This is a genomic window from Hydrogenophaga pseudoflava (genome assembly GCF_004353865.1).
GTDB classification, from domain to species: domain Bacteria; phylum Pseudomonadota; class Gammaproteobacteria; order Burkholderiales; family Burkholderiaceae_C; genus Hydrogenophaga; species Hydrogenophaga pseudoflava.
Genome location: NZ_CP037867.1, coordinates 431,332 through 452,049 on the forward strand (window position 1 = coordinate 431,332; position 20,718 = coordinate 452,049).

Consider the following 20,718-nt stretch of genomic DNA (forward strand, 5'->3'; position numbering starts at 1 on the left):
GTCTCAGGCCCGAACCACCAGATCGGGCAGTTCGTTGGGGTTGGGCCCACCGGCCTGGGCCGGAAAAAACTCCACCAGCAGCGCCGACACTTCCTCCAGGGCCTGGGTGAGGCCGTCTTCGAAGGCCCCCTGGTGCAGCCGACCGGCCAGCCGGTCCACCATGGCCTGCCAGCGCGCCTGGTCGACCCGTGCACTCAGACCGCGGTCGGCCACCAGTTCGATCGACCGTTCGGCCAGCAGCAGGTAGATCAGCACGCCGTTGTTGTCCTGCGTGTCCCAGACGCCCAGCCGGCCGAACCAGCTCACGGCCCGTTCCCGCGCCAGCACGCGGACGGAGGTCTCGTTCCCGAGCCGCCAGAGGTAGGACAGCGGCAGGGCGGCCTCGACGCACAGGCGGATCTCGCCGCTGTGGCGCGCCTCGCTGGCGGTGATGCGTCGGGACAGCCGATGCGCCATGTCGTCGGGAATCAGTCGGCGCGAATCGCGGCTGTCCAGCCAGCGGTGCCGGAGGATCCGAAACAGCTTGTTCATGGCCGTCACCAGCTGCCGGAGGCGCCGCCGCCACCGAAGTTGCCACCACCGCCCGAGCTGAAGCCACCGCCGCCGCTCCATCCTCCACCATGGCTGCCCCCGCCGAAACCGCCGCCGCCCCAGTCGCCACCGCGTCGCCCGCGCCCGGACGATGGCATGGACGGCAGCATCTGGAGGAACAGCGCGGCGAGCATGGCGAGCAGGCCAGCGCCCACGGCGATCCAGACCACCGCGGTGAGCACCCAGGCGATGGCGCCCGCGCTCGCGCCGGTGAGCAGGGTGCCCAGCTTGTTGCCGAACAGGCTGCGCAGCACGGCCGAGAACATCGGCACTGCAAAGACCAGGAAGATCAGCAGGTCCATGGGCGCGAAGCCCGTCTCTTCAGCGCCACCCCCGGCCTCGGGCAGGGGAAGGTTCTCGCCGGACACGCGGGCCATGATCTGGTCGATGCCGGCTTCGATGCCGCCCGCGAAGTCGTTGCGGCGGAAGGCCGGCGTGACCGCCTGGTCGATGATGCGGCGGGCCACCAGGTCGGGAATCGCCCCTTCCAGCGTCTTACTGGTGGCGATGCGCACCCGCCGGTCGTTCTTGGCGACCACGAACAGTACGCCGTCGCCCACGTCCTGTCGCCCGAGCTTCCAGGCATCGCCCAGCCGCTGGGTGTAGTCGGCGATGTCTTCGGGCTGCGTGGTGGGCACCAGCACCACCACGATCTGGGTGCCGCGCTGGGTCTCGAAAGTGGCCAGCCGGGACTCAAGCGCGGTCTGCTGGGCGGGGTCCAGCGTACCGGTCTGGTCGATCACGCGGCTGCGCAGCTCCGGCACGGGCAGCACGGCCTGTGCCCAGGCCAGCGCCACCCACACCAACCAGAGCATGCCCACGCCGAGCGCGCGGACCCGGCGCGGCGTCATGGCTTGCTGAAATCCACCTTGGGCGGCGCACTGATGGCGGCCTCGTTCTCGACCTGGAAGCCCTCCTTGGTCTTGTAGCCAAAGACCATGGCGGTGAGGTTGGTCGGGAAGCTGCGGGTCAGCACGTTGTAGGACTGGACCGCTTCGATGTAGCGGTTGCGGGCCACGGTGATGCGGTTCTCCGTGCCCTCGAGCTGCACGCGCAGGTCGGAGAAGCCCTGGTTGGCCTTGAGGTTGGGGTACTGCTCGACCACTACCATCAGACGGCTGAGTGCGCTGCCCAGTTCTCCCTGCGCGGCCTGGAACTTCGCCATGGCCTCGGGGTCGCTGAGCATCTCGGGCATGACCTGGATCGACGTGGCCTTGGCGCGCGCCTCGACCACCTTGGTCAGTGTTTCCTGCTCGAAGTTCGCTTCGCCCTTGACGGTGGCGACGATGTTGGGAATGAGATCGGCGCGGCGCTGGTACTGGTTGAGCACCTCGGCCCAGGCCGACTTGCTCTGTTCGTCCAGGCTCTGGAACTCGTTGTAGCCACAGCCAGACAGTGCGAGGGTGCCGGCGAGCACGAGGGAGGCGAGGGACAGACGGCGCTTCATGGTCACTCCTGCGGGGCAAAGACCTATCATAGTGCCCGCATTTGAGTCTCTGACCACGTCCCTGCACCCTCCATGCCCCGCCCCAAGTTCTCCCCCGGCACCGCGGACGACACCGAAGCCGCCTTCTACGAGGCCCTGCACCAGGGCGACCTGGAGCGCCTGATGGCCTGTTGGGCCGACGAAGAGGACATCGTCTGCGTGCACCCCGGCGGCCAGCGCCTGGTCGGCCACACCGCCGTCCGGGCGGCGTTCGAGGCCCTGCTGGCCAATGGCGGCGTGCGCGTGCAGCCCGAGCGGGCGCGGCGCATCGACGCCGGGGGCTGCAGCGTGCACAGCGTGATCGAACGCATCGAGGTGATGAGCGACGACGGACCGGCCCACGCCTGGGTGCTGGCCACCAACGTCTATGCCAAGACCGTGCACGGCTGGCGCATGGTGGCCCACCACGCCAGCCCGGGCAGTCGCAACGAGCCGGCGGACGCCCTGAGCACGCCGCCGGTGCTGCACTGAGCATGGCGGCCCCAGCTTTCGACTACACGGCTCCCTGGTGGCTGCCGGGTGGCAACGCCCAGACCCTGTGGGCAGCGCTGTTTGCGCGGCGCCATGCGGGTGCCGCCCCGCAATGGCGGCGGGAACGCTGGCAGACCCCCGACGGCGACTTCGTCGACGTGGACACCACCACCCACGCGGCGTCGCCGGATGCGCCTCTGCTGGTGCTGTTCCACGGGCTGGAGGGCTCCTCGGCCAGCCAGTACGCGGTGGCCTTTGCCGACTTCGCAGCCCGCGAAGGCCTGGTGCTCGCAGTGCCGCATTTCCGCGGCTGCTCGGGCGAGCTGAACCTGGCGCCGCGCGCCTACCACTCGGGCGACTTCCAGGAAATCGACTGGATGCTCCGCCGCTTCACCACCACACACCCGGGCCGCCCGCTGCTGGCCGCCGGTGTGTCCCTGGGTGGCAACGCGCTGCTGCGCTGGGCCGGCGAGATGGGCACCGAGGCTGGGCGCACGGTGCGGGCGGTGGCCGCCGTCTGTTCGCCGCTGGATCTGGCCGCGGGCGGTCACGCCATCGGGCGCGGCTTCAACCGGCTGGTCTACACCCGCATGTTCCTCTCCACCATGGTGCCCAAGGCGCTGAAGAAGCTGGAGCAGCACCCGGGCCTGTTCGACCGCGAGGCGCTGCTGGCCGCGAGCGACCTCTACCAGTTCGACAACCTCTTCACCGCACCGCTGCACGGCTTTCGCGACACCGACGACTACTGGGCCCGCGCGTCGGCCAAGCCGGTGCTCAGCGACATCCGCGTGCCGGCGCTGGCGCTCAATGCGCTCAACGACCCTTTCGTGCCCGCCGACTCCCTGCCCACACCGCGCCAGGCCGGTCCCCAGGTCACGCTCTGGCAGCCGGCGCAGGGCGGGCACGTGGGATTTCCCGTGTCCCTGCCGCCCCTGGGCCTGCCCGGCCACGTGATGGCCATGCCGGCGGCGGTCGGTCACTGGCTGCTGGCCCACCGCTGAGGACACCCCGTGGACGACATCGTCAAGGCCGCGCTCGCCAAATGGCCCAACGTGCCCGACTGCCATGGCTGGCTGGGGCTGGACGCGCGTGGCGACTGGTACATGCGCGACGACCGCTGCCAGCGCGCCGGCCCCTTCGCCGCTGAACCAAGCGAAGGCGTGGCGCCGGTCAAGGGCTCGCGCCTGCTGCACGACAAGCTGATCGCCTTCATCGGCCGCAACTACATGCCCGACGAACAGGGCCGGTGGTTTTTCCAGAACGGACCGCAGCGGGTCTATGTGGAACTCGAAGCCACACCCTGGATCTGGCGCCTGCAGCCCGACGGCTCGGTGCTGGCCCACACCGGTGCGCCGGCCGGCGCCGTGGAGCGCGCCCTGCTGGACGAGGCCGGGCGCCTGTACCTCGTGACCGCCCTCGGCCTGGGGCTGGTGCACACCAGCGACATGGCGCAGGCGGCCGACCAGGTGGAGCAGGGCGCCTGGCAGCCCGAGCCGGTGGCGGCGGACAGCCTGCCGCAGCGCTGGGCGTTCGTGCGGAGCCCTCAGCGCGCCCTGGGGCCGGGCCCCTGGGCCTGAGCCCGGCGCGGGCAACAAAAAAAGCCGGTCACTTGACCGGCTTTTTCGTGGGGCGCTGCGTCTTACTTGACAGCGGCCAGCATGTACTCGACGGCGGCCTTGATGTCGGCGTCGGAGGCGGTGGAACCGCCCTTGGGCGGCATGGCGTTCTTGCCCTTGATGGCGCTGGCGGTCAGACCGTCCAGACCCAGGCCAACGCGCGCCGACCAGGCGGCCTTGTCGCCGAACTTGGGCGCACCGGCCACACCGGCGGCGTGGCAGACCGAGCAAGCCTGCTTGTACAGAGCCTCACCCGCGCCGGCGACGGGCACGGCCGCAGCAGCGGGCGCGGCGGCCACCGGGGCGGCAGCGGGCGCAGCCGCGGGAGCGGCTTCAGCGGCCGGAGCAGCCGCGGCGTCGGCTGCTGCCGGGGCCTGCGGCTCGGCGAACTTGCCGCCGGCGGCATTCGCCAGGTGGACCACGGCGCGACCGATCTCGACGTCGCTGAACGCGCCACCACCCTGGGCACCCATGGCATTCTTGCCCTTGAGGGCCGAGTTCAGCAGGGCCTCATAACCGGTGGCGATGCGGGGGGCCCAGGCGGCGGCGTCGCCGAACTTGGGAGCACCGGCGGCGCCGGTGGCATGGCAGGCCGAGCACTGGGCGGTGTAGACCGCTTCGCCAGTGGCCAGCGGACGGTTGGCGTCGCGCAGCTCGACCGAGCCGATCTTCTGGATGCGCATGGCCGTGGCCAGCTCGGGGTCGACCGCGCCGGCGGCCGGCTTGGTGTCCGAGGTGACGTAGTACACCAGGCCGATGATGACGAAAACGGGTGCCACGAAGAAAAAGAACGACGTCCAGAGCAGCTGGGCGGGGGTTTTGATCGGGCCGGTGTGGGAGTCGTGCGCGTGGTCGCTCATGGGTTCCTCGGATGGCGAGTCGGTCTGTTGGGGGTGGGGCCCCTGCACAGGGCAAATAGCCGCGAATTATAGCCAGCCGACCCTGACGGCCCGATGCCTGGCGGCCCCGCTGGGGCAGGGGATCAGGTCATGACGGTGGGTTGTGCCATGCCGGTGTGGTGTTCGATGCGGGCCAGGGTGCGGGCGAGTGCGACCAGCGGCGCCAGCGCCTCCTGCGCGGGCACGTCGTGGCGCGACGCGTCGGGTTCGTGGCGTTCCAGGTAGACGCGCAGCGTCGCGCCTTCGGTGCCGGTGCCCGAGAGGCGGAACACCACGCGCGAGGAGTCTTCCAGCACCACGCGCACGCCCTGTTTCTGGCTGACCGAGCCGTCCACCGGGTCGGTGTAGGCGAAGTCGTCGGCCCACGAAATGGTCACCCCCACGCTCCCCGCTTTGCGAGGTTCGCTGCCCCCCGAGGGGGCGCCGTCTGTCTTGGGGCGGCCCGGCGCCAGACGATGCCCATCGAAGGTCTGGCCGGCCAGCGTCGGCAGCTGCGCGCGCAGTTCGGCCATCAGCGCGTTGGCCTGTTCGGTGGGGATGCCGTCGTAGTCGTGCCGCGAGTAGACGCAGCGGCCGTGTTCGGTCCACAGCCCGCGCACCAGCTGCTCGACCGACTGGCCGGTGGTCGCCACCAGGTTGAGCCAGAACAGCACCGCCCAGAGGCCGTCCTTCTCGCGCACGTGGTTGGAGCCGGTGCCGTAGCTCTCTTCACCGCAGAGCGTGGCCTTGCCGGCGTCCAGCAGGTTGCCGAAGAACTTCCAGCCCGTGGGCGTTTCGTAGCAGGCGATGCCCAGCGCCTTCGCCACGCGGTCGGCGGCGGTGGAGGTGGGCATGGAGCGTGCCACGCCGGCCAGGCCGCTGGCGTAGCCCGGCACCTTGGTGGCGTGCGCGGTGAGCACGGCCAGGCTGTCGGACGGCGAGACGATGAAGCCGCGCCCGAGGATCATGTTGCGGTCGGCGTCGCCGTCGGAGGCCGCCCCCATGTCAGGCGCGTCGGGCGCCATCAGGTGGGCGATCAGGTCGTCGGCGTAGGCCGGGTTGGGGTCGGGGTGCAGACCGCCGAAATCCTCCTTCGGTTCGGCGTTGACCACGGTGCCGGCCGGGGCGCCGAGCTCGCCCTCGATGATGGCCTTGGCATACGGCCCGCCGACGGCCCACATGGCGTCGTAGCGCAGGCGGAAACCGCTGGCAAACAGGCGGCGGATGGCGCCGAAATCGAACAGCTCCCGCTGCACCGCGGCGTAGTCGGCGACGGGGTCGATCACCTCGATCGCCATGCCTTCCATCATGTGCGTGCCCAGGGCGTCGAGCGGGATGTCGGGGGCGTCGCTCAGGCGGTACTGACCGAGCGTCTGCGTGCGTTCGTAGATCGCCTGGGTCAGCTTCTCGGGCGCTGGGCCGCCGTTGGTGGCGTTGTATTTGATGCCGAAGTCGCCGTCGGGGCCGCCGGGGTTGTGGCTGGCCGAGAGGATGATGCCGCCGCTGGCGCCCCGGCGGCGGATGACGGCGCTGGTGGCCGGCGTGGACAGGATGCCGCCCTGGCCGACCAGCACCCGGCCGTAGCCGCGCGCGGCCGCCATCTTCAGGATGGTCTGCACCGCCGCCCGGTTGTGGAAACGCCCGTCGCCGCCGAGCACCAGGGTCTGGCCCGCGGCCGGCGCGTCGCCGTGCAGCACGTCGAACAGGGCCTGGACGAAGTTCTCCAGGTAGTGCGGCTGCTGGAACACGGTGACCTTCTTGCGCAGGCCGGAGGTGCCCGGCAGCTGGCCGGCAAACGGGGTGGTGGCGACAGTCTGGATGCTCATGGGGGCTCCTGAGGGGATGGCAATGGCGTTCCGGCCGGTGATGGCCGGCCACAGCCGCCAGTGTCGCCCAACTCGGGAGCCTGTCCCGCGGGTCAGGTGCGGTGCAGGAACAGGCCCCCGTAGGGTTCGCAGCGCACGCAGTCGCCTTCCAGCCGGGCGCCCGGCAGGCCGCTGCCGTCGAGCACCGTGGCGCTGCGCCAGTCCTCGGGCAGCGCCAGCTTGGCCACCTGATCGCTGAAGTTGAAGACGCACAGCAGCGTCTGGGTGTCGTGCTGCCGGATGAAGGCCAGCACCTGCGGATGCGCGGGCAGCAGGGTGAGGCGGCCTTCGCGCAGGGCGACCTGCTGGCGGCGCCAGTGCAGCAGGTGGGTGAAGAACGAGAGCATCGAGTCCGGCGCGCCGGCCTGGCGGTCCACCGCCAGCGCGCGGTGCGCCTCGGCCACGGGCAGCCAGGGCCTGTCGCCGGTGGTGAAGCCGGCATGCGGCGCGTCGCCGGACCACGGCATGGGCGTGCGGCAGCCGTCGCGGCCCTTGAACTCGGGCCACATGGTGATGCCGTAGGGGTCCTGCAGGTCCTCGTAGCGCAGCTCGGCCTCTGGCAGGCCCAACTCTTCACCCTGGTAGAGGCAGACCGTGCCGCGCAGGCTGGCCTGGAAGGCGGCGGCCAGGCGCAGCAGGCGCGGGTCGGGGTTCGGTCCGCCCCAGCGCGTGGCCGAGCGCACCACGTCGTGGTTGGACAGCGCCCAGCAGGGCCAGCCGTCGCCCACGATGGTGTTGAAGCGGGTCAGGAAGCCGTGCAGGAAGGGCGCGTCGTGCGCCTCGCCCAGCAGGTCGAAGCAGTAGGCCATGTGCAGCTTGTCGCCGCCGGCGGTGTACTCGGCCACGCGGGCCAGGCCGTCGTCGTCGCCGATCTCGCCCACCATGGTGGTGTCGGGGTACTGGTCGAGCAGGGCGCGCAGGCGCTGCAGGAAGGGCAGGTTCTCCGGCCGGCTCTTGTCGTAGACGTGGCGCTGCCAGCCGTAGGGGTTGAAGGGGTTGACCGCCGGGTCGGGGTTGCTGCGGTCCGGTGCGCCGCGGCCGGGGTTGTCGCGCAGCTGGGCGTCGTGGAAGAAGAAGTTGACCGTGTCCAGCCGGTAGCCATCCACGCCCAGGTCGAGCCAGAACTTCACTGTGTCCAGCAGCGCGTCCTGCACGGCGGGGTGGTGGAAGTTCAGGTCGGGCTGGCTGGTCAGGAAGTTGTGCAGGTAGTACTGGCAGCGGCGCGTGTCCCACTGCCAGGCGCTGCCGCCGAAGATCGAGAGCCAGTTGTTGGGCGGGTTGCCGTCGTCCCTGGGGTCGGCCCAGACGAACCAGTCGGCCTTGGGGTTGTCGCGGCTGCTGCGGCTTTCCACGAACCAGGGGTGCTGGTCGCTGCAGTGCGAGAGCACCTGGTCGATCATGACCTTCAGGCCGAGCACGTGGGCGCGCGCCACCAGGGCGCGGAAGTCGTCCAGCGTGCCGAACATCGGGTCGACGTCGTTGTAGTCGCTGACGTCGTAGCCGAAGTCCTTCATCGGGCTCTTGAAGAAGGGCGAGATCCAGATGCCGTCGGCGCCCAGCGCCGCGATGTGGTCCAGCCGCTGCGTGATGCCCGGCAGGTCGCCGATGCCGTCGCCGTTGGAGTCCTGGAAGCTGCGCGGGTAGATCTGGTAGATGACGCCGCCGCGCCACCAGCCGTTGTTGGGTGCCTTGTTGCTCATGTTTGCGGAGAAGAAATCAGTTGCTGGAGCCAGCGCGCGCTGGCCTTGGCCGTGCGCTGCTGGGTGGAGTAGTCGACGTGTACGACGCCGAAGCGCTGGGTGTAGCCGTGCGCCCACTCGAAGTTGTCGAGCAGGCTCCAGACGTAGTAACCGCGGATGTCCAGGCCGCTGGCCACCATCTGCGCGAGCTGGGTCAGGTGCGATTGCAGGTAGCTCAGGCGCAGGCGGTCGTCGCAACCGCCGGCCTCCACCGGCGTGTTGTCGGCCGCGCCGTTTTCGGTGATCCAGATAGGAGGCAGCGGCCACTTTGCGAGCAGATTGCGCGTCACCCGTTCCAGCCCCTGCGGGTAGATCTCCCAGCCGATGTGGGTGAGGTCGGGGCGCTGCGGGTCGGGCGGCACGAAGCGGTAGCCGCGGCGCTGCTCGGCGGCGCTTTGCGGCGCCTGCGCGATGGAGCGCGTGTAGTAGTTCAGGCCGATGAAGTCCAGCGGCTGGGCGCAGATGGCCAGGTCGCCCGGGCGGCGCTGCTCGGCGAATGCGCCGATCTGCTCGATCATCTCGGCCGGCCACTCGCGGCCGAACAGCGGGTTGAGGAACACATCGTTGCGCTCCAGCTCCGCCAGGCGCGCCGCAGCGATGTCGGCCGGTGCGTCGCTGGCCGGGTCGCACAGCTCGGGATTGAGCACGATGCCCAGCTGCGTGTCGCTGCGCACGCTGCGCCAGGCCTGCAGGCCCAGGCCGTGCGCCAGCATGAGGTGGTGCGCCACCAGCAGCGACGAGGGCCGGTCCTGCACGCCGGGCGCGAACACGCCGAGGTCGTGGCCCAGGAAGGCGCTGCACCAGGGTTCGTTGAGCGTGGCCACGCGCGGCAGCCGGTCGCCCAGCGCGCGGGCCACGATCTGCGCGTACTCGGCGAAGCGCTGGGCGGTGTCGCGGTGCAGCCAGCCGCCGTGCGCGCGCTGCAGCTGCGCCGGCAGGTCCCAGTGGAACAACGTGGCGTTGGGCGTGATGCCTTTGTCGTGCAGCGCGTCGAGCAGGCGGCGGTAGAAGTCCAGCCCTTCGGGGTTGGGGCTGCCGTCCTCGCGCACCACGCGGGTCCAGGCGATGGAGAAGCGGTAGTGCCGGAACCCGAGATCGGCCATCAGCGCCACGTCCTCGCGGAAACGGTGGAAGTGATCGCAGGCCACCAGGCCGTCGCTGGCATCCTTGATGCGGCCGGTCTGGGCGCAGAAGTCGTCCCAGATGCTGGGCCGCTTGCCGCCTTCGAGGGCACCTCCCTCGATCTGGAAGGCAGCGGTGGCACAGCCCCATTCGAACGAAGGGGGAAAGATGGGGAAATCGGTCATGGGTTATTTGACGGAGCCTGAGAGCAGGCCGCGCACGAAGAAGCGTTGCAGCGAGAAGAACACGGCCACGGGCACCGCGATGGAGACGAAGGCGCTGGCGGTCAGGATTTCCCAGCTCTCGCCACGCGAACCCAGCAGGTCGTTGAGCTTGATGGTCAGCACCACCTGGTCGGGCGACTTGCCCAGGAAGACCAGGGCCACGAGGAAATCGTTCCAGACCCAGAGGAACTGGAAGATCGCGAAGCTCGCCAGCGCCGGCACCGACAGCGGCAGCACGATGCTGGTGAAGATCTGGAAGTGCGTGGCGCCGTCCATGCGCGCGCTCTCGATGATGTCGCGCGGCAACGAGGCGATGTAGTTGCGCAGCAGGTAGATCGCCAGCGGCAGGCCGAAGGCCGAGTGCGCCAGCCACACGCCCAGGTAGGACTTGGACGCCACACCCATGCTCTCGCCCACGTCGTTGTAGAGCCGCAGCAGCGGGATCAGCGACATCTGCAGCGGCACCACCAGCAGGCCCACCACCACCACGAACAGCCAGCGCCGGCCGGGGAACTCCATCCAGCTGAAGGCGTAGGCCGCGAAGGCCGCGATCAGGATCGGGATGAAGGTGGCGGGAATCGTGACCTTGAAGGTGTTGAGGAAGGCGTTGCCCACGCCCTCGGAGTCGACCACCTTCTGGTAGTTGGTGGCGGTGAAGCTCGGCGGCGTCTCGGCCACGTAGAAGATGCGCACGCCGCGCTCGCTCTCATACGGCTGGTTGAGCACCAGTTTGTACTGGCCGTCGGCGGCCACGGTGACCGTGCCGTCGGGTTGTCCGTCTTCCTCGTCGAAGATCTGCGCGTCGCCCAGCTCGATGGTCTGGCCCACCGGGTGTTCGCCGGGGTCGGACGACTTCATAGAGAAGCGCTGCAGGCGCGTGGCGTTGCCCTCGGGGAACAGGCGCCCGGCGATGACAAACTTGTCGCCGTCCTTCACCACGCTCTGCTCGCCAGCGGTGCGGCGCATGTCGGGGCGGGTCTGGGTGGACAGCGCGGTCCACCAGCCGCTGCTGACGATCTGTTCGCGGTCGCGGAAGCTGGAGACCAGCAGACCGAAGGTGGGCAGCACCCAGGCCAGCACGATGGCCAGCAGCAGCGCGTGGGCGGCCAGCGAGGTGGGGGAGATCTTGAGTTTCATCGCTGGGCCTCCTCGGCGCGGAAGCGGCGGATGTTGAAGGCCATCACCGGGATCACGGCGAGCATGAGCACCATGGCCAGGGTCGAGCTGCGGCCGTAGTCGCCGCCGCCGCGGAACATCCAGTCGTACATCAGGTTGGCCAGCACCGAGGTGTCCCATTGGCCACCGGTCATGGCCATGACGATGTCGAACACCTTGAGCACGGTGATGGTGATGGTGGTCCAGACCACCAGGATGGTGGACATGACCTGCGGAATCATGATTTCAAAGAAGATCTGCAGCTCGGTGGCGCCATCGATGCGCGCAGCCTCGATGGTGTCGTTGGGCACGCCGCGCAGCGCGGCGGAGAGGATGACCATGGCGAAGCCGGTCTGGATCCAGATCAGGATGGCCATCAGGAAGAAGTTGTTCCAGAACGGCAGCGTCACCCAGGCCTGCGCTTCCATGCCCAGGCCCTGCACGATGGCATTCAGGATGCCGATCTGGTCGTTCTCGGGGCCGCGGAAGTCGTAGACGAACTTCCAGATCACGCTGGCGCCGACGAAGCTGATCGCCATCGGCATGAAGACCAGGGTCTTGGCCGCGTTGCCCCACCAGACGCGGTCGGCCAGCACGGCCACGATCAGGCCCAGCGCGGTGGCCGCGGCCGGTACCACCAGCAGCCACAGGAAGTTGTTGCGGATGGTGATGAGGAAGTTCTCGTCGGTGAACACCCAGGCGTAGTTGGACAGGCCGACGAAGCCCTCGCCGGTGGCGTCCATGAAGCTCAGGCGCAGGGTCTCGAAGAACGGGTAGACCAGGTACACGCCCAGCAGCAGCAGGGCCGGTGCGATGAACAGCCAGGGCCGCACGCCCGCGCGCAGGCGTTCGCGGCGCTGGCGCGGCATGGACGGCCGCGCCAGCACGTTGTCGAGCAGCCAGTTGCTGCCCGCGAAGTACAGCAGGCAGACACCGACGCTGACCGCCACGGCCAACAAGGTCTGGAAGATGGAGTCGGTCATGGTGGTCCGTCCGTGTCTGTTCTGCTCAGGGGGTCACTTCAACGCGTCCCAGGATTTCTGGATGTCGTCGGCCACGGCCTGGGCCGACTTGCCGCCCGAGTAGTCGACCATGCCCTTCCAGAAGCTGCCGGCACCGACGGCGCCGGGCATCAGGTCGGAGCCGTCAAAGCGGAAGGTGGTCGCGTTCAGCAGGATCTCGCCCTGCTTGCGCTGTGCCTTGGTCTTGTACTTGGCCAGGTCCGTACCCTTGTGCGGGGTCAGGAAGCCGTCCTCGGCCATCCAGATCTCGTGGGCCTGGGGGTGCTGCAGGTACTCCATGAAGGCGCGGGCGCCCTTGCTGTCCTTGGTGATCGTCATGATCGTGCCGCCGCCCAGCACCGGGTTGCCCAGGTTTTTGGACTTGTAGGCCGGGAAGTAGAAGAAGTCGGCGTCGGCCGCCTTGCCCTCGGGGAAGAAGGCCGGGATGAACGAGGCCTGGCGGTGCATGTAGCACTTGGGTGGCGAACCGAACATGCCCTTGGGGCTGTCCTTGAAGCTCACCGTGGCCACGGCCTTGGCGCCGCCGTCCACGTAAGCGTCGTTGCGGGCGAACCAGCCGTAGGCCTCGATCGCTTCGACGACGCGCTTGTCGTTGAACTTCATCTTGTTGCTGGTCCAGTCGTCGTAGACCTGCGGGCTCTGGGTGCGCAGCATCATGTCCTCGACCCAGTCGGTCGCGGGCCAGCCGGTGGCGGCGTCCGAACCCAGTCCGATGCACCAGGGCTTGCCACCATCGGCGGCGATCTTCTTGGTCAGGTCCTGCAGCTCCTCCATGGACTTGGGCACCTTGTAGCCCTTCTCCTTGAAGTTCTCGGGGATGTACCAGACCAGGCTCTTGACGTTGACGTTGAAGAACAGGCCGTAGAAGTTGCTCTTGCCGTCCTTGCCCTTGTAGGTGCCCAGGTCGGCCCAGGAGCTGCCGGCGGCGTAGTTGGTCTTGACCCAGTCGCGCGCCTTGTCACCCAGCGGCACCAGGCCGCCGATGGCGGCCATGTTGGCGGCCAGACCCGGCTGCGGGAACACCGAGATGTTGGACGGCGAGCCGGCCTTGATGTCGATCACGATCTGCTGCTCCGAGCTCTGCGAGCACGAGTGCTTCACCGTGGCGCCGGTGGCCTTCTCGAAGTTCGCGACCACCTTCTTGAAGAAGCCTTCCTCCGCGCCCGTCCAGGGGCAGGTGACGGTGATCGTCTCGCCCTTGAGGTCGGGGCCCTTGTAGTCGGCGGCGTGGGCGGTGGCGCCCAGCGTGCCCAGCGCCAGCGCGGCGGCACCGGCGATCGTGGTGGTCTTGAACATCGTGCTTGTCTCCAGAGTGAAGCTTCGCGGCCCATCCGCAAAGCGGGGTGAAAACGGGGGTGAGGTCAGAGCCGCAGGCCGGCGGCGTCGAAGCGGTACAGGTGCTCGCCGCGGTGGCCCAGGCGCAGTGTCTCGCCCGGCCGCACCGCCACCGAGCCGTCGACGCGCGCCGTGAGCTCGCCCAGCGCGCCCGCGTCGATGTAGGCGAAGGTCTCGTTGCCCAGCTGCTCGGCGTGGCGCAGCGTGCCTTCGATGGGGCCGTCGGCCGCCAGGTGCAGGTGCTCGGGCCGCACGCCCACGCAGTGCGCGCCCTGCGCCTGGGCGTACGCGCCTTCGATGAAGTTCATCTGCGGCGAGCCGATGAAGCCGGCCACGAAGCGCGTGGCCGGGCGGTGGTAGAGCTCCAGCGGCGCGCCCACCTGTTCGATTCGGCCCTTGTTGAGCACCACGATCTTGTCGGCCAGGGTCATGGCCTCGACCTGGTCGTGCGTCACGTAGACCATGGTCGCGCCCAGGCGGCGGTGCAGGGTCGCCAGCTCCACGCGCATCTTGGTGCGCAGGGCGGCGTCCAGGTTGGACAGCGGTTCGTCGAACAGGAACACCTTGGGATTGCGCACGATGGCGCGGCCGATGGCCACGCGCTGGCGCTGGCCGCCCGAGAGCGCCTTGGGCAGGCGCTGCAGGTAGTCGGTGAGCTGCAGGATGCCGGCCGCCTCGCGCACCCGGCGGTCGATCTCGTCCTTGGGCAGCCTGGCGATCTTCAGGCCGAAGGCCATGTTGTCGTAGACCGTCTTGTGCGGGTAGAGCGCGTAACTCTGGAACACCATCGCGACACCGCGTTCGCTGGGCGGCAGGTCGTTGACGACCTGCTCGCCGATGGACAGCTCGCCGCCGGAGATGTCCTCCAGGCCGGCGATCATGCGCAGCAGCGTGGTCTTGCCACAGCCCGAAGGGCCGACGAATACCGCGAATTCCCCGGGCTGGATGTCCAGGTCGACACCGTGGATGACGTCCACGCGCCCGTAACTTTTTTTGATGCCTCGCAAACGCAAGCCGGACTGCGCCATGGGTAGAAACCTTTCGTGTCGGCCGTCATGAAGCGACTGGCCGGAACCGGTCAGCACGCCTGACCGTCACAAAATTACATCACCAATGCAATCGATTGCATTATGGGGTTTGCCCTAGGTACGTGGAACAAGCGGGTTACGAAAACAGCCGCGCAGCGGCGGAGCGTGGGGGCTGGGAACTCAGCGCCGGGCCGCCCCAAGCTGAGTTCGCGCCCCCTCGGGGGGCAGCGACCCGCGCAGCGGCGGAGCGTGGGGGCACGATACCTTCAGGCGCTGCTCTCGCGCACGATGAGCGAGGCGGGCAGGACGATGGAACGCCGAGGCTGGCCGGCCAGGGCCTCGAACAGCAGGTCCACCAGCGCGCGGCCGGCCTGTCCGGTGGGCTGGCGGATGGTGGTCAGGGTCGGGTGCACGTGCTCGGCCAGCGCGATGTCGTCGTAACCGACGAGCTTGACGTCGGCCGGCACGGTGATGCCGCGCTCGTTGAGCGATCCCATGAGCGAGATGGCCGTGACGTCGCTGGAGGCAAAGATGGCGTCGAAGGGGGTGGCCTGGTTGAGCCAGCCGTCGATCACCTCGCGGATGCGCGAGTCGCCGAACAGGAAGGACTGCAGCAGGCGGGGGTCCATGGCGATGCCGGCCTCGTCCAGCGCGCGGGTGTAACCCAGGTACCGCTGGCCGGCCTCGGGGTGGGTGATGTCGCCGAAGAAGGCGATCCGGCGGCAACCCTTTTCGATCAGGTGGCGCGTGGCCAGGTAGCCGCCCATGGCGTTGTCGCCGCCGACCACCGGGTACAGCGCATCGGGCAGCGGTGCGCCCCAGACCACCATCGGGAAGCCGTTGCGCGTCAGTTCGTTGAGGTAGTCGTGCAGCGTCAGCTGGCCGATGACGATCAGGCCGCCGACCTGGCCGCTCTCGACCAGGTCCGACAGCACGTGCTGCCGGTCGGCCTTCAGGCGCGTCAGCAGCAGGCTCATGCCCCGTTCGTCCAGGGTGTCGGCCACCGAGCCGAGGATGCTCAGCAGGAACGGGTCCGAGATCATCTGCATGCTGTCGCCCAGGATGACGACGCCGATGGTCTGTACCCCGCGCTTGCGCAGGTTGGCCGCGCCGACGTTGACGCGGTAGCCCAGGGAATTGGCCAGTTCGGTGATGCGCTCGCGCGTGGCCTGCGGAATCAGCGGGCTGCCGCTGAGGGCTCGCGAGACGGTGGACGCCGACACACCGGCCAGGCGGGCGATGTCGGCCATCTGCATGCGCTTGCGGCCCCGGGCGGGTGCCTGTGCAGAGGGCGCGGAATCGTCGGGGGCGGGGGCGGCTGGCTTGCGAGGCATCGGCAGATTATTTCACCCGATAACGATCGGGCGGGTGAAGCGGAAAAAAAGCCCGGGAGCCTTGCGACGCCCGGGCCAACTCTGATTGCCGAGAGGAAATGGGATCGATCACCCTTTCAGGATCTCTCACCCCGGAAAGATCGGGAACCCCCGATCAAAACGCGTAATTGATGCGCACGCGGGCCGCGGTCTGGCCCTTGGTGCCGGAGCCGCCCTTGGCAAAGCTCAGGGCCGGCGTGATGGTGGCACCCTTGACGCCGAACAGCGGCAGCGAGTAGGCGGCGTAGAAGGTGTTGTTCTTCGCGCCGTTGGCGCCCTTGTCCAGGATCAGGCCGAAACCGGCCGGACCGAAGGTGCCGTTCAGGCCGACGGACTTGTCGTCTTCCATCTTGGCGAAGTTCACGTTCATGCTGCTGTCCGAAGACAGCGCGTAGCCCAGGGACACGCCGGCGCCGTTGGTGCTCTCGGTGCCGCCGACCACCTTGACGGACTCGACACCCACACGCACGGTCACCGGGCCGGAGCCGAAGCTCACGGCCGGGCGGACACCGCGGGCCTCACCGGCTTCCTTGCTGTAGACCAGGCCGACTTCGATGCGGGCCGGGCCGGCGTTGAAGCCGGGGGCGATGTGCACCGTGTCCTTGCCGAAACGGCCGCGCAGGCGGTTGGCGCGGTAGCCGCCGTAGCCGCTGTTCTCGACCAGGGTGTCCTTGCCCAGGGGGAACAGGTCCATGGCTTCGAAGCGGCCCATCTTCACGTCGCCGGCGGCGTTGCCGAACTGGACCCACATGTCATCGGTGGCGGTGTCGCCGTCCTTCTTGATCAGCAGGCTGGCGCGGGCTTGCACGAAGGCGTCGCCGTTGGTGGCCTTGCCGCCCACGTTGAACTCCACGCGGCCGCCCATGTTCAGGTCGCTGTCGCGGGCGTTGGAAGCGTCTTCCACCTTGTTCTGGTAGGTGGTGTCCAGTTCCAGGTTGGCGTCCATGGTCATGTCGGCATGGGCGGCGAAAGCGGTGGCGCAAAGGGCGGCGGCGGCCGCAAGTTTGAAGCTCTGTTGCATGAGGTACTCCGGAGTGTGAATGTTGTGAACCACTCTCTCCTGTACCGATGTTTCATGTTTGAACGCACAACACCGGTCGGGAAAGCCACCGAATTCGACCATTGATGCAAACGGTTGCATTCGGTAGAAACCCTGAAGAAATGCCCCGTAACTGTTACGTAACTGCTTAAAAACAACAAATTTCCGCCTCGGGAAAACCCGACTGGTGCAATGGTTTGCACAGTAATAAAGATACAAAAAATGCTGGCGATCGGGCCTCGCATGCGGGTCTTGTGCCGGTGGCGCGGCGCGGCGGCGGTGGGCCGGTGCCGCCGGGCGCATGTGAGACAATGGCGGGCTTTCCAAGCATGCGCGGCTGTAGCTCAGTGGATAGAGTATTGGCCTCCGAAGCCAAGGGTCGTGGGTTCGATCCCCGCCAGCCGCGCCACCTCAATGACTTGCGTGGGTTTTCCATGGCCCGCGGCCCGATGAGTGGCCTTTCTTCATGAGCCAACTCAGCTTCGAATTCGAGCCGCCGCAGGGACGCAATGCCCCGCCCGCTGTGGCCGACGCCGCCCAGCCACTCACACCCGAAGACATGGCCCGGCAGCTGGAACAGCACCCCAACTTCAAGGTGCTGCGCCGCCTGGTGCCGGTGCCGGACTACGGACCTCCGGTTCCTGCGGGCACCGACGCCGTGCCCCAGGCCGCTGTGCGCGTGCTCATCCTCGACACCGAAACCACCGGCCTGTCCCACGCCAGCGACCGCATCATCGAGCTGGCCCTGTTGCTGGTGTCGGTCGACGCCGCTTCCGGTCGCCCCTTCGGCCCGGTGGAGACCTTCGAGGGCTTTGAAGACCCGGGCATGCCCATTCCGGAGGTGGCGAAACAGGTCACGGGCATCAACGACGACATGGTCCGCGGTCAGCGGCTGGACGATGCGCGCGTGCAGGCCCTGATCGACCGCGCCGATCTGGTGGTGGCGCACAACGCCGGCTTCGACCGGCCCTTTGTCGAGGCCCGGTTTCCCGGCTTTGCCCACAAGCGCTGGGCCTGCTCGTTCGCCGACATCGACTGGAAAGCGCAGGGCGCCGATTCGGCCAAGCTCGGCGCTCTGGCGCAGGACCAGGGCTGGTTCTACGACGCGCACCGGGCGCTGGTCGACTGCCACGCGCTGCTGCAGGTGCTCGCCAGCCCGCAGGCCGATGGCAGCGGAACGGGCCTGGCCCGCCTGATGGCCGCGGCCGCCCAGCCCAGCTACAAGCTGCGGGCCACCGGCTCGCCCTTCGAGAGCAAGGACCAGCTCAAGGCCCGCGGCTACCGCTGGGATGGCGACGCCAAGGTCTGGTTCTGCAGCCTGGGCAGCGAAGCGGCGCTGGCCGAAGAGCTGGCCTGGCTCAAGGCCGAGGTCTACGGCAGCCGGCGCGCGCAGGTCGAGGTGGAAGCCCTGGATGCGCTGACACGCTATTCACCGCGCCCGGGACGGATGGAGAGACGGGCGCTCTGAAGTGGGTTGTGGCCCGACGTGACCTGCGCCGGCCTCAGGCGCCGAAGCGCGCGAACAGCACGTTGTTCTCCAGGTGGATGTGGCTGATCAGGTCGTTGGTCAGCTGCGCCGTGCCGGCATAGAGCGCGCGCCAGGTGTTGCAGGCGCCCTGCGGCGGGGTGTGGTCGTGGGTCAGCGCCGCCAGCCGCTCCAGATGTTCACCGTGGCCGATGTGCTCGTCGCGCATCACGGTGATCGGGCCCGCCAGACCGGAGCTGCCGCCTTCGATGGCCGGGAACAGCACCTGCTCTTCCTTCTCCATGTGCTCCAGCAGCTCGGCCTCCATGATCTCCAGGTGCTCGGCCAGGCCGTGCGGTGCGTCCGGGTGGTCGCTGTGCACCGCCTCGACACGGCGCGCCATGCGCACCAGCTCGGGCAACTGCTCGCGGTGCACCGCGTGGTAGCGGGTGAGGATGTGGTCGATCAGCGCGTTGGCGTCCGGCGTTTCCGGCGCGGCGTCGTCGCGGCGCAGCGCGGCCAGTTCGGCCACCACGCGGGCGGTGTCCAGCCCCTTGCGTTCGCAGGCCTCGCCCAGGCTGACCTGGCCACCGCAGCAGAAGTCCAGCTTGAGGCGCCGGAAGATGGCGGTGGCGCCGGGCAGGTCGACGGCGATCTGGCCGATGGCCTGCTGCTCGATGGGGCGTTCGGTGGTGAGGGTGTTCATGGGCGTCCTTTAAATATTCATTTCTGATGCATGTATTGAGCCATAAAAAGCATCGAAGATGCATATTTCCTTTGGACGAGTCCGGGCTTCCGGAAGAACGAGCCCGGCGCAGGCCTCAGCGGGGAACGATGAAGGCGGCGTCGATGCGCACCGCCCGTTCGTTCCCGTCCTCCGCCCCCTCGGGGGTCACCGACACCGTGGCGCGCAGGGTCTGGCCGGCGTGTGGCTGGGCCGCCTCGGCCGGCAGCACCAGGCGCAGGGGCACCGAGGCGCTGCCGGCGGCCTCCACCGACAGCGTGGTGGCCGAATCGATGCGCAGGCCGGGCACGCCGTCCACCGCCAGGCGGAAGCGCCGCGCCGTCTCCTGGCTGTTGGTCACCTGCAGGCGGTAGGTGTTCTCGATTGCACCCCGGTCCACCATGCGCGCCAGCGCCCCGCGGTCCTTGATCAGCACGGCGTCGACGTCGCTGCGGTGTCCCAGGCTCCAGAGCCATGCGCCGGTGAGGCCGGCGAGCAGGGTGCCGTAGATCAGCACGCGCGGGCGCCAGACCCGGCGCAGCATCTGGCGCGCGCTCCAGCCCTTCGCCACGGCATTGCCTGTGGTGTAGCGGATCAGTCCCTGGGGGTAGCCCATCTTGTCCATCACGTCGTCGCAGACGTCGATGCAGGCGGCGCAGGCGATGCACTCGTTCTGCAGGCCGTTGCGGATGTCGATGCCGGTGGGGCAGACCTGCACGCACAGGGTGCAGTCCACGCAGTCGCCCAGGCCGGCGGGGCGTTCCTCGGCCTTGCGCGAGCGCGGACCGCGGTTTTCGCCACGCGCGCTGTCGTAGGCGATGACCAGCGAGTCCATGTCGATCAGCGCGCTCTGGAAGCGGGCGTAGGGGCACATGTACTTGCACATCTGCTCGCGCAGGTAGCCGGCGTTGCCGTAGGTGGCGGCGGCGTAGAACAGCACCCAGAACCACAGCCAGGGCGACTGCGCCGGGTTCAGCAGGGCAGGGGCCAGTTCGCGGATGGGATGGAAGAAGCCGACGAAGGTGAAGCCGGTGAGCAGCGCCAGCCCGATCCAGCCGGCCTGCTTGGCGCCCTTGCGCGAGAGCTTGTTCAGCGACCAGGGCTGGGCGTCCAGGCGCATGCGGGCCGAACGGTCGCCCTCGGTCTTGCGCTCGATCCACAGGAACATCTCGGTGTAGACCGTCTGCGGGCAGCTGTAGCCGCACCACAGGCGCCCGGCGATGGCGGTGAAGAAGAACAGCGCCAGCGCGCTGATCACCAGCAGGGCGGCGAGGTAGATGAAGTCCTGTGGCTGCAGCACCAGGCCCAGCACGTAGAAGCGGCGCTGCTCCAGATCGAACAGCAGGGCCTGGCGGCCGTTCCACTGCAGCCAGGGCATGCCGTAGAAGAACAGCTGCGTCACCCACACCATGACCCAGCGCCAGCGCGCGAACACGCCGGTGACCGAGCGCGGGTAGATCTTGATGCGGCTCTCGTACAGCGAGCCGCCGGGCTGCGCATTCGCGGCGGGGGAAGGGATGCTCATGGGAATGGCCGGTGCCACCTAAAAGATGCAGAGTACATGAATCTTAATGTCTGTCGTTCA

At 68.6% G+C, this 20,718-nt stretch carries 19 protein-coding genes and 1 tRNA gene; 5 read left to right on the forward strand and 15 right to left on the reverse strand.

Features of this window, described 5'->3' with window-relative positions:
* Positions 1-3 precede the first annotated feature (3 nt).
* From HPF_RS02235 to HPF_RS02245, 3 genes are read right to left on the reverse strand one after another with little or no spacing between them, the layout of a single operon-like run.
* Entirely contained in the window at positions 4-531 is a 528-nt protein-coding gene (locus tag HPF_RS02235; RefSeq protein WP_066157610.1) for a TPM domain-containing protein, read from the reverse strand.
* 5 nt (positions 532-536) lie between these two features.
* Positions 537-1,442 carry a TPM domain-containing protein gene (locus HPF_RS02240; RefSeq protein WP_207959295.1) on the reverse strand — a complete coding sequence of 302 codons (906 nt, stop codon included), beginning with the start codon at positions 1,440-1,442 and terminating at the stop codon, positions 537-539.
* On the reverse strand, positions 1,439-2,038 hold the full coding sequence (locus HPF_RS02245; protein ID WP_133155627.1) for a LemA family protein: 600 nt from the start codon (positions 2,036-2,038) through the stop codon (positions 1,439-1,441). The genes HPF_RS02240 and HPF_RS02245 overlap by 4 nt, the downstream gene beginning before the upstream one ends.
* A 72-nt stretch (positions 2,039-2,110) precedes the next feature.
* On the opposite strand from HPF_RS02245, the gene HPF_RS02250 reads away from it, so the two are divergent.
* From HPF_RS02250 to HPF_RS02260, 3 genes are read left to right on the forward strand one after another with little or no spacing between them, the layout of a single operon-like run.
* A complete protein-coding gene (locus HPF_RS02250; RefSeq protein WP_133155628.1) occupies positions 2,111-2,548 on the forward strand; it encodes a YybH family protein in 438 nt (145 codons plus the stop codon).
* Positions 2,549-2,550: 2 nt separating this feature from the next.
* The gene (locus HPF_RS02255; protein ID WP_133155629.1) at positions 2,551-3,549 is read left to right on the forward strand and encodes a YheT family hydrolase; all 999 of its coding nucleotides are present in this window, start codon (positions 2,551-2,553) and stop codon (positions 3,547-3,549) included.
* Positions 3,550-3,558: 9 nt separating this feature from the next.
* Entirely contained in the window at positions 3,559-4,125 is a 567-nt protein-coding gene (locus tag HPF_RS02260; RefSeq protein ID WP_133155630.1) for a DUF2946 family protein, read from the forward strand.
* Between the two features lie 62 nt (positions 4,126-4,187).
* Here HPF_RS02260 and HPF_RS02265 read toward each other — a convergent pair whose 3' ends face one another.
* From HPF_RS02265 to HPF_RS02310, 10 genes are all read right to left on the reverse strand, one after another.
* Positions 4,188-5,024, reverse strand: a complete 837-nt coding sequence (locus HPF_RS02265) for a c-type cytochrome (RefSeq protein WP_133155631.1) — start codon at positions 5,022-5,024, stop codon at positions 4,188-4,190.
* 122 nt (positions 5,025-5,146) lie between these two features.
* A complete protein-coding gene (locus tag HPF_RS02270; RefSeq protein ID WP_133155632.1) occupies positions 5,147-6,868 on the reverse strand; it encodes an alpha-D-glucose phosphate-specific phosphoglucomutase in 1,722 nt (573 codons plus the stop codon).
* A gap of 92 nt (positions 6,869-6,960) precedes the next feature.
* Positions 6,961-8,607, reverse strand: a complete 1,647-nt coding sequence (locus HPF_RS02275; protein WP_133155633.1) for an alpha-glucosidase family protein — start codon at positions 8,605-8,607, stop codon at positions 6,961-6,963.
* Entirely contained in the window at positions 8,604-9,953 is a 1,350-nt protein-coding gene (locus HPF_RS02280; protein WP_133155634.1) for a GH1 family beta-glucosidase, read from the reverse strand. Before HPF_RS02280 ends, HPF_RS02275 begins: the two co-directional genes overlap by 4 nt.
* A 3-nt stretch (positions 9,954-9,956) precedes the next feature.
* Complete coding sequence (locus tag HPF_RS02285) at positions 9,957-11,129, reverse strand: carbohydrate ABC transporter permease (RefSeq protein WP_133155635.1); 1,173 nt, start codon at positions 11,127-11,129, stop codon at positions 9,957-9,959.
* Entirely contained in the window at positions 11,126-12,130 is a 1,005-nt protein-coding gene (locus HPF_RS02290; protein ID WP_133155636.1) for a carbohydrate ABC transporter permease, read from the reverse strand. The genes HPF_RS02285 and HPF_RS02290 overlap by 4 nt, the downstream gene beginning before the upstream one ends.
* Before the next feature lie 33 nt (positions 12,131-12,163).
* Positions 12,164-13,465, reverse strand: coding sequence for an ABC transporter substrate-binding protein (locus HPF_RS02295; RefSeq protein ID WP_066157574.1), 1,302 nt, complete (start codon positions 13,463-13,465; stop codon positions 12,164-12,166).
* Positions 13,466-13,530: 65 nt separating this feature from the next.
* Positions 13,531-14,532, reverse strand: a complete 1,002-nt coding sequence (locus HPF_RS02300; RefSeq protein ID WP_133155637.1) for an ABC transporter ATP-binding protein — start codon at positions 14,530-14,532, stop codon at positions 13,531-13,533.
* 266 nt (positions 14,533-14,798) lie between these two features.
* Positions 14,799-15,866, reverse strand: coding sequence for a LacI family DNA-binding transcriptional regulator (locus HPF_RS02305; RefSeq protein ID WP_243721664.1), 1,068 nt, complete (start codon positions 15,864-15,866; stop codon positions 14,799-14,801).
* Between the two features lie 154 nt (positions 15,867-16,020).
* Positions 16,021-16,926, reverse strand: coding sequence for a carbohydrate porin (locus HPF_RS02310; RefSeq protein WP_066157567.1), 906 nt, complete (start codon positions 16,924-16,926; stop codon positions 16,021-16,023).
* A 351-nt stretch (positions 16,927-17,277) separates the two neighbouring features.
* On the opposite strand from HPF_RS02310, the gene HPF_RS02315 reads away from it, so the two are divergent.
* Both HPF_RS02315 and HPF_RS02320 read left to right on the forward strand, forming a co-directional pair.
* Positions 17,278-17,353: transfer RNA gene (locus tag HPF_RS02315), tRNA-Arg, on the forward strand.
* Between the two features lie 57 nt (positions 17,354-17,410).
* Positions 17,411-18,412 carry a 3'-5' exonuclease gene (locus HPF_RS02320; RefSeq protein ID WP_133155639.1) on the forward strand — a complete coding sequence of 334 codons (1,002 nt, stop codon included), beginning with the start codon at positions 17,411-17,413 and terminating at the stop codon, positions 18,410-18,412.
* A 34-nt stretch (positions 18,413-18,446) separates the two neighbouring features.
* On the opposite strand, the gene ytfE is transcribed toward HPF_RS02320, so the two are convergent.
* Together ytfE and ccoG are read right to left on the reverse strand one after the other, a co-directional pair.
* The gene (gene ytfE, locus HPF_RS02325) at positions 18,447-19,115 is read right to left on the reverse strand and encodes an iron-sulfur cluster repair protein YtfE (RefSeq protein WP_133155640.1); all 669 of its coding nucleotides are present in this window, start codon (positions 19,113-19,115) and stop codon (positions 18,447-18,449) included.
* Between the two features lie 115 nt (positions 19,116-19,230).
* A complete protein-coding gene (ccoG, locus tag HPF_RS02330) occupies positions 19,231-20,658 on the reverse strand; it encodes a cytochrome c oxidase accessory protein CcoG (protein WP_133155641.1) in 1,428 nt (475 codons plus the stop codon).
* Positions 20,659-20,718: the final 60 nt, after the last annotated feature.